Origin of the sequence: Edaphobacter sp., from assembly GCF_035532915.1 — a bacterium.
Lineage (GTDB): Bacteria > Acidobacteriota > Terriglobia > Terriglobales > Acidobacteriaceae > Edaphobacter.
The window spans coordinates 1-7,013 of sequence record NZ_DATKQC010000007.1 but is presented as its reverse complement, the minus strand read 5'-3'; the positions used below and the strand labels follow the sequence as shown (position 1 = coordinate 7,013).

Genomic DNA, 7,013 nt, shown 5'->3' with positions numbered 1-7,013 from the left:
TCTCGTCAACCCCATCTCCATCGCTGACGGCGCTGTCGGCCAGGTGTCTGGCTATCTCGACCATCATCCCTTCAGCAAAGGTGTCGGGCACTGGATCGATCGCCACAATAAATACAGCACCTTCGAGGCACAGCAAATCCTCGACAACCGCGCAGCCCACGCGGCTATCGGTGGTCGTCCATTCAGTCTTCGGTCAGCATTCTTCGAGCGCGACTTCCATCGCCGCCGCTTCCACCAGAAAGAGCTCTTCTATCGGCTTCCGGTTCGCCCGATAGTCAAATTCTTCGTTCTCTACGTCGTCAAACGAGGCTTTCTCGATGGGGCAGCCGGCCTCACTTACGCCACGCTGCAATCCATCTATGAATACTTCATCGTGCTGAAGACACGAGAACTGCAACGCGGCGGAGAGTGATCTTTTCTCCGCCGCCGAAATGCAATTACAAAGCCCTACAGCAGTTTGATCGAATCAACCTTCAGCATGTCGCCGTCGACATCGCCCTTGACGTTGACGCGGAGGTGATCGGCTTCCTTCGATTTGTGCAACTGCTTCATAATCTTGGCATTGCCTGCCGCATCGAACTTCAAGAACTGCTTATCCTCGGTGACAATACCGAAACCGCTCTTCTCACACTTCAAAGCGCAGTCGCGAGTGTGCGCGTCCGCGTTGTCCGCGACCTTGCTGGAGCAGTTCACATCGACAACCGAAACATTCTCGAATGATTTTGGAGCGGCCAATGCTGGAGTAGCCAGCAGACCAGCAGCGAGGAGGGATAGAAGCACTTTCATGGTGTTCTCCATTTCATGTTGATTTTCATTCACGACACATTGCAGCAAACTCTGGCACTGCAACGATACTCTAGCTCACTGCCTCCTGCCCATAGGCTTCGCGCACTGTCGAAAGCTGCGAGAGCGCAAATGCGCCGACGGCAATTTCAAGGTCCCGAACGGCAATATCATAGAACATCCCCGTCGTCAGCAGGTTCAACGCAATGCAAATCAGCCAAACCATCACGAGATAGCTGCCGATCTTCGTCCATCGGCTCAGCACGAGCAAGCCTGCAACAATCTCCACCGCACCAACGACATGCATAAAGGTCGGCGTACTCACTGGGACGATCTTCGTCGCGATCGGGCTGAGATACATCCCCCAATCTGTCAATTTATTGAAATATTTATCAATTCCCGAAATAATCGGCATCACACCCAGCGCAATCCGCAGCGCCCACCAACTGGTATTGAGGCGTTTATTGAACGTAGTCATCTTCTACCTCTCACGCAAAAGACTTCAAAGCGCACCATTCGGTTACAGAGAACAGGCGTTGTAACCGTTTTGGGCCGGGCGCACTCTATTAGGAAGAGCAGGCTATGGAGACGACCGCAATCCTCGAACAATCAAAGCAATTGACAGACGAAGAGGTCGTAGACCGCGTCCGCGCAGGAGACCTCGCCATGTATGAGGTCATCATGCGCCGCTACAACCAACGGCTCTATCGCATTGCCCGTGCCATTCTGCACGATGACGTCGAAGCCGAAGATGTCATGCAGGACGCCTACGTTCGCGCCTACACGCACCTTGAACAATTTGCAGGCCGGTCAGCATTTTCCACATGGCTGAGTCGCATCGCCGTCCACGAGGCGTTGACCCGTCTTCGCTCACGCAACCGGCATCCGCAGGTAGATGTCTCAGAATATGACGGAGAGATATCGATGAAGACGCCCAACAATGCACTCGACCCGGAGAAAAATGCCTCGTCTGGCCAGCTGCGAGAGTTTCTGGAGGAGGCCGTCCTCAAACTTCCGGAGAACTACCGCACCGTCGTCATGGTGCGCGATATCGAAGAACTGAGCACAGCAGAGACCGCCGAAGCGCTCGACCTTACCCAAGAAAACGTCAAAATACGCCTGCACCGCGGCCACGGCATGATCCGCAACTGGCTCTTCGAGCGCATCGGGCCAGACGCAAAGGAGGCTTTTCCCTTTATGGGCATCCGTTGCGACCGTGTCGTGCAGAATGTCTTCGACCGCCTCACAAACCTTACCGACGCCACCCAATAGATCGCTTAGCTCTTAGACTCCGAAGAGAGCGCCGCCCGCTCGTCCGTCTTGTGCAGAAGGCTGATCACCGACTGGTACAAGCGATTTCTCATCTCAAACCGGTCGGCCGCCCTCGTCACATAGCGCACCAGGATATCAATTCCCGATCCGGCAGGCCGCATCTCCACCGATGGGGTCGCGGAGAAGAGGCTCAGGTTCGTCTGCTTCGTCGACCGCTGCCACTCCTGCTCTGCCTCCTGCCCACCCTGCCTGGTCTCCTTAAGCACCACCTCGTGGATCTCATCGATCATCTTGAACGTGTCTTCACCCGCCGGCACATTCAAGCTGATCTCATCCCACATCCATTGCCCCGTCGTCGAGAAGTTAAGAAACTGCCCCGAGATGGCATATTTATTCAGGAACGTAACGCGGCGTCCTGTCGGATGCCCTTTGTCGCTCCAGTTTCCCGTCTCCAACAGCGAGGTTCGAAACACCCCAATCTCAATGACCTCGCCCGCCACGCTATTAATTTCCACCCAGTCGCCCAGGCGAATTCCGTTCTTCCCCATCAACACAAACCAACCGAAGAAGGCGAGAATGAAGTCCTGAAACACCACCGTCAACCCCGCCGTGGCCAGTCCCAGGATCGTCGGCGTCTGGCTCGGCGTTCCAAAGATCACCAGCAGCACCAGCACCAGCGTCACAAACTGAATCCCCAGATGCGCAATCGTCCGCAGCGTGTGCAGACTGCGCTGCTCCATCTTCGACCGGTCCAGCATCATCCGTACCAGCGCGCCCAGCAGCGCAGCGCACAGCAGCAGAAAGGCAATGAGCGCAAACGACTGAAAGAGCAGGTGAGTGATAATGCGGTGTTGCAACTCCACCTGGGCCAGCCATTGGTCATAGACTCCCGAAAGCTGCTGCTGCGACTGTAACCTGTCATCCAGAATGGAATGGACCTCCGCGATCGCATGCATCTTTCCCATCCGCGCCACGCGTCCTCTTACAGCGTCAACATCGTCCGGCGTTCCCGCATCGGCCGGCGCTGAACCTACTCCTGCCTCAGCCGCACTGGTCTTCTTCTCGATCTCCGCATGTTGCGCCGTCAGCGTCACGACATCGGCATCCGCCTCCGCCTTTGCCTGACCGATCAGGTCCATCCGGCTGCGCTGATCGAACCACGACTTCAACCGCGCATACAACGTCCCATGCCGCTTTGCCGAAGCCACCGCCGTCGGCGCGCCTCCGCTATCCATCTCCTCGTCGAACTTCTTCATCGACGCTTCCCGCGCCGTCAGCTCCTGCTGAATCTCTCCCCGCTTGTCGCCGCTTACCCTGGCGAGATCGTCGGTAGCATCTCCCAGCTCGTCGTTGTCTAGCGTCAACTGCGCCTTCGCCGCATCCAGTTCGTCCGACTGCACCGTGCCATCCGGAGCCTTGGGCAGCTTCGCCGTCGCCGCGGTCACGCGGTCCACCGTCGCCTGGTCCTCCTTCACCGTCTCCTTCAAGACGGCAATCTTCTGCGAGAGCGCCAGCGCATTCCCCTTCAGCACCGGAGGCTGCAACGCCGCCATCCGCAACGCCTGTGCAAATGCCTGATCGACCTCATGGTCCGCCAACCGCTCCGCATTCCGCGCCAGCCGCTTCTCCTCCACCGAGACCGCCATCGAAGCCAGCGCCTGCGCCGTCTGCCATGGCCTCTGGTCGACGAGCGTATCCGCCGAAGCGCCACGCTTGCCCCGCAGGAACGGGAGATTTGCCATCGAGCCGCGAGTCAGGTAGCTCGCGATCAACAGCACCACCAATGCCGCCGCCGGCACCGCAATCAGAAGTTTCCGCATATCTTTCATCTCTACCAGCCTATAGGTTCTGCGCCCTCCCACAAAAGTCCCACAAATTCATCTGGCACAAAATTGCCTGTCACCATCTACACTCAGTTCATGTGCGGAATTGTTGGTTATATCGGTCCCCAGCCCGTCGTCCCCGTCATCATTGAAGGCCTGCGTCGCCTCGAATACCGCGGTTATGACTCCGCCGGCATCGCCGTAGCGGGCAATTCCACCGGCCTCGAGCTGCGCCGCGCCCCCGGCAAGCTCCGCAACCTCGAAGCCGTTATCGCCGACAACCCCATCAACGGCACCTTCGGCATCGGCCACACCCGGTGGGCCACCCACGGCCGTCCGACCGAAGAAAACGCCCACCCCCACCGCGACTGCACCAAGACCCTCGTCGTCGTCCACAACGGCATCGTCGAAAATTACCTCGCGCTCAAAAAAGAGCTCACCGCCGCCGGGCACATCTTCGTCACAGAGACCGACACCGAGATCATCGCCCACCTCATCGAAGAAGAGATCAAGCAGGCCCCCGGCATCGTGCTTGAAGAGGCCGTCCGCCGCGCCGTTCACCGCCTCACCGGAGCCTTCGCCATCGGCGTCCTCTCCGCCAACGAGCCCAATAAGCTCGTCGCCGCCCGCATGGGGCCGCCCGCCGTCATCGGCATCGGCGACGGCGAATACTTCCTCGCGTCCGATGTCCCCGGCATTCTCCACCACACCCGCAACATCCACTTCCTGCAGGATGGCGAACTCGCCGTCCTCACCACCAACGGAGTCACCCTCACCGACTTCGAAGGCAAGCCTCTGCCATTAAAGGTCCAGCGCATCACCTGGGACCCCATTATGGCCGAAAAGGCGGGCTACAAGCACTTCATGCTCAAAGAGGTGAACGAGCAGCCCCGCGCCATCCGCGACACCACCCTCGGCCGCGTCTCGCTCGACACCGGCAAGGTCTTCCTCAACGAGATGCAGATCTCCGACGAGGACTTCCGTACCGCCAGCCAGATCACCATCGCCGCCTGCGGCACCAGCTGGCACGCCGGATTGGCCGGAAAGTTCATGATCGAGCGCCTCGCCCGTCTCTCCGTCGACGTCGACTACGCCAGCGAGTACCGCTACCGCGACCCCATCGCCGACCCGCACGCCATCGGCCTGCTCATCACCCAGTCCGGTGAGACCGCCGACACCATCGCCGCCCAGCGCGAGCTTATCTCCAAGGGCAGCAAAACCCTCGCCATCTGCAACGTCGTCGGTGCAGCCGTCACCCGCGAAGCCCAGGGGACCATTACCACCAACGCAGGCCCCGAGATCGGCGTCGCCTCCACCAAGGCCTTCACCGCCCAGCTCACCGCCCTCTTCATCCTCGCGCTGCACCTCGCGCAGGTCCGCGGAACCATCACTGACGCCGAGTCCCTCCACCTCGTCACCGAGCTATCCAAGGTTCCCGGCAAGATCGAAGACATTCTGCGCTCAGTCGACGACCAGTGCTTCCAGCTCGCCAAGATCTTCCACACCGCCAACGACTTCCTCTTCCTTGGCCGCGGCATCCACTACCCCATCGCCCTCGAAGGCGCGCTCAAGCTCAAGGAGATCTCCTACATTCACGCCGAAGGCTACCCCGCCGGCGAGATGAAGCACGGCCCCAACGCCCTCATCGACGAGACCCTGCCCGTAGTCTGCATCGCCACCAAAGACCCTGACGATCCATCGAGCGTTCTGAAGTACGAAAAAACCCTAAGCAACATTCAGGAAGTAACCGCCCGCAGCGGCCGCGTCATCGCCATCGCGATCGAAGGCGACGAAGAGATCAAGCACCTGGTCGAACACACCATCCAAATCCCCCAGGCCCCCGAACTCCTCCTACCCATCCTAGAAGTAGTCCCCCTACAACTCCTTGCCTACCACATCGCCGTAAGAAGAGGCTGCGACGTAGACCAACCCAGAAATCTAGCGAAGTCTGTTACGGTGGAGTGATCCAAAAGGAGCGCATCAATTGCCGTGGAATGACAATTGTTGTGGATTTTTTGCTTCTGTAAGTCATTGAAATAGCATGCACAGTTCAGAATTGACAAAAAATCTGAATTATGGATATTTTTGACAATTTCCTCACCCCTCGGGTTTGTTTGCGATGCAGTGCGTCGGCTACCGGTGAAGCGACGGCGTGGACGCTGCCATCAGCTCTCTTGAGCAGCAGATAGCGAGGCTCTGTTGCAACTTTTCGGCATGGACGCAGGGGTCCGAGACATTACCTTGGACCAGACATCAAGCAGGTTGGAGTTCGAGTTGTTCACCAATGAGTGCGACGGCGTCCGCGAGCGCACTTGCTCCGATGCCAAACGCTCGTTCGACAATGCGTGCCTCGCCATGGATGTCTTGCGTGACGTTGAAGATCGCTGCCTGGCCCTTGCGCAGCGCGCGCATCATCTCAAACCCCCGGATGGTCGCATAGGCGGTCTTCAGCGTTTTGAAACCCCTCACTGGACGGATCAGTTGCTTCAGCTTGCCATGATCGGCTTCGATGACGTTGTTCAAATACTTGACCTGTCGATGCAGTGTCGTCTGAGGACATTTGCCTTCAGCCTTCAATTCTGAGATCGCGATACCGTAGGTCGGCGCTTTGTCCGTGTTGATGACCTCCGGCTTCTCCCAGTCCTTCAAGCCGTTAAGCGTCTTGCCAAGAAACCGCTTCGCCGCTTTGGCGTTGCGTGTCGGCGAGAGGTAGAAATCGATCGTACTTCCATGCTTGTCGAGTGCCCGGTATAGATAGGTCCATGTGCCGCGCACTTTCACGTACGTCTCGTCGACCCGCCAGCTTGTTGAACGTGGGCGACGCCACTGCCAGCGCAGCCGCTTTTCAATCTCCGGCGCGTACTTCTGAACCCAACGGTAGATCGTGGAATGATCGACGCCAACGCCTCGCTCGCCCATCATCTGTTCAAGATCACGGTAGCTGACCCCATACCGGCAATACCAACGTACCGCCCACAAGATGACCTCGCCCTGGAAATGACGCCACTTGAAATCCAACACGCTCCCACCTCCATACACGCTGGCTGAATTCAACAAGACCATCGCAGTTTTTGCAACAGAGCCCCTTTAAGCGCATTCCATCAGCTCCTGTGTTCCCTTTCAAGCGACATCAGC

The 7,013-nt window shown here is 58.3% G+C and carries 6 protein-coding genes and 1 pseudogene; 3 read left to right on the top strand and 4 right to left on the bottom strand.

The window, feature by feature from the left end:
- Positions 1-412: pseudogene (locus VMU57_RS00290) on the top strand (glycosyltransferase family 2 protein); the annotation flags it as partial.
- 35 nt (positions 413-447) lie between these two features.
- On the opposite strand, the gene VMU57_RS00285 reads toward VMU57_RS00290, so the two are convergent.
- Both VMU57_RS00285 and VMU57_RS00280 read right to left on the bottom strand, forming a co-directional pair.
- Positions 448-786, bottom strand: coding sequence for a hypothetical protein (locus tag VMU57_RS00285; RefSeq protein WP_325379589.1), 339 nt, complete (start codon positions 784-786; stop codon positions 448-450).
- A gap of 70 nt (positions 787-856) precedes the next feature.
- Positions 857-1,261, bottom strand: coding sequence for a MauE/DoxX family redox-associated membrane protein (locus tag VMU57_RS00280; protein ID WP_325379587.1), 405 nt, complete (start codon positions 1,259-1,261; stop codon positions 857-859).
- A gap of 104 nt (positions 1,262-1,365) precedes the next feature.
- On the opposite strand from VMU57_RS00280, the gene VMU57_RS00275 reads away from it, so the two are divergent.
- Positions 1,366-2,055 (top strand): RNA polymerase sigma factor, encoded by a 690-nt coding sequence (locus VMU57_RS00275; protein WP_325379585.1) that lies wholly within the window; start codon positions 1,366-1,368, stop codon positions 2,053-2,055.
- A gap of 5 nt (positions 2,056-2,060) precedes the next feature.
- Here VMU57_RS00275 and VMU57_RS00270 read toward each other — a convergent pair whose 3' ends face one another.
- The gene (locus VMU57_RS00270; RefSeq protein WP_325379583.1) at positions 2,061-3,875 is read right to left on the bottom strand and encodes a mechanosensitive ion channel family protein; all 1,815 of its coding nucleotides are present in this window, start codon (positions 3,873-3,875) and stop codon (positions 2,061-2,063) included.
- A gap of 99 nt (positions 3,876-3,974) precedes the next feature.
- Here VMU57_RS00270 and glmS point away from each other — a divergent pair, with 99 nt between their 5' ends.
- A complete protein-coding gene (gene glmS, locus VMU57_RS00265; protein ID WP_325379591.1) occupies positions 3,975-5,843 on the top strand; it encodes a glutamine--fructose-6-phosphate transaminase (isomerizing) in 1,869 nt (622 codons plus the stop codon).
- Positions 5,844-6,131: 288 nt separating this feature from the next.
- On the opposite strand, the gene VMU57_RS00260 is transcribed toward glmS, so the two are convergent.
- The gene (locus VMU57_RS00260; protein WP_325379581.1) at positions 6,132-6,899 is read right to left on the bottom strand and encodes an IS6 family transposase; all 768 of its coding nucleotides are present in this window, start codon (positions 6,897-6,899) and stop codon (positions 6,132-6,134) included.
- Positions 6,900-7,013 lie beyond the last annotated feature (114 nt).

Coding starts and splice junctions, on each gene's coding strand:
- VMU57_RS00285 (WP_325379589.1), bottom strand. CDS start 786: ATGAAAGTGCTTCTATCCCTCCTCGCTGCTGGTCTGCTGGCTACTCCA.
- VMU57_RS00280 (WP_325379587.1), bottom strand. CDS start 1,261: ATGACTACGTTCAATAAACGCCTCAATACCAGTTGGTGGGCGCTGCGG.
- VMU57_RS00275 (WP_325379585.1), top strand. CDS start 1,366: ATGGAGACGACCGCAATCCTCGAACAATCAAAGCAATTGACAGACGAA.
- VMU57_RS00270 (WP_325379583.1), bottom strand. CDS start 3,875: ATGCGGAAACTTCTGATTGCGGTGCCGGCGGCGGCATTGGTGGTGCTG.
- glmS (WP_325379591.1), top strand. CDS start 3,975: ATGTGCGGAATTGTTGGTTATATCGGTCCCCAGCCCGTCGTCCCCGTC.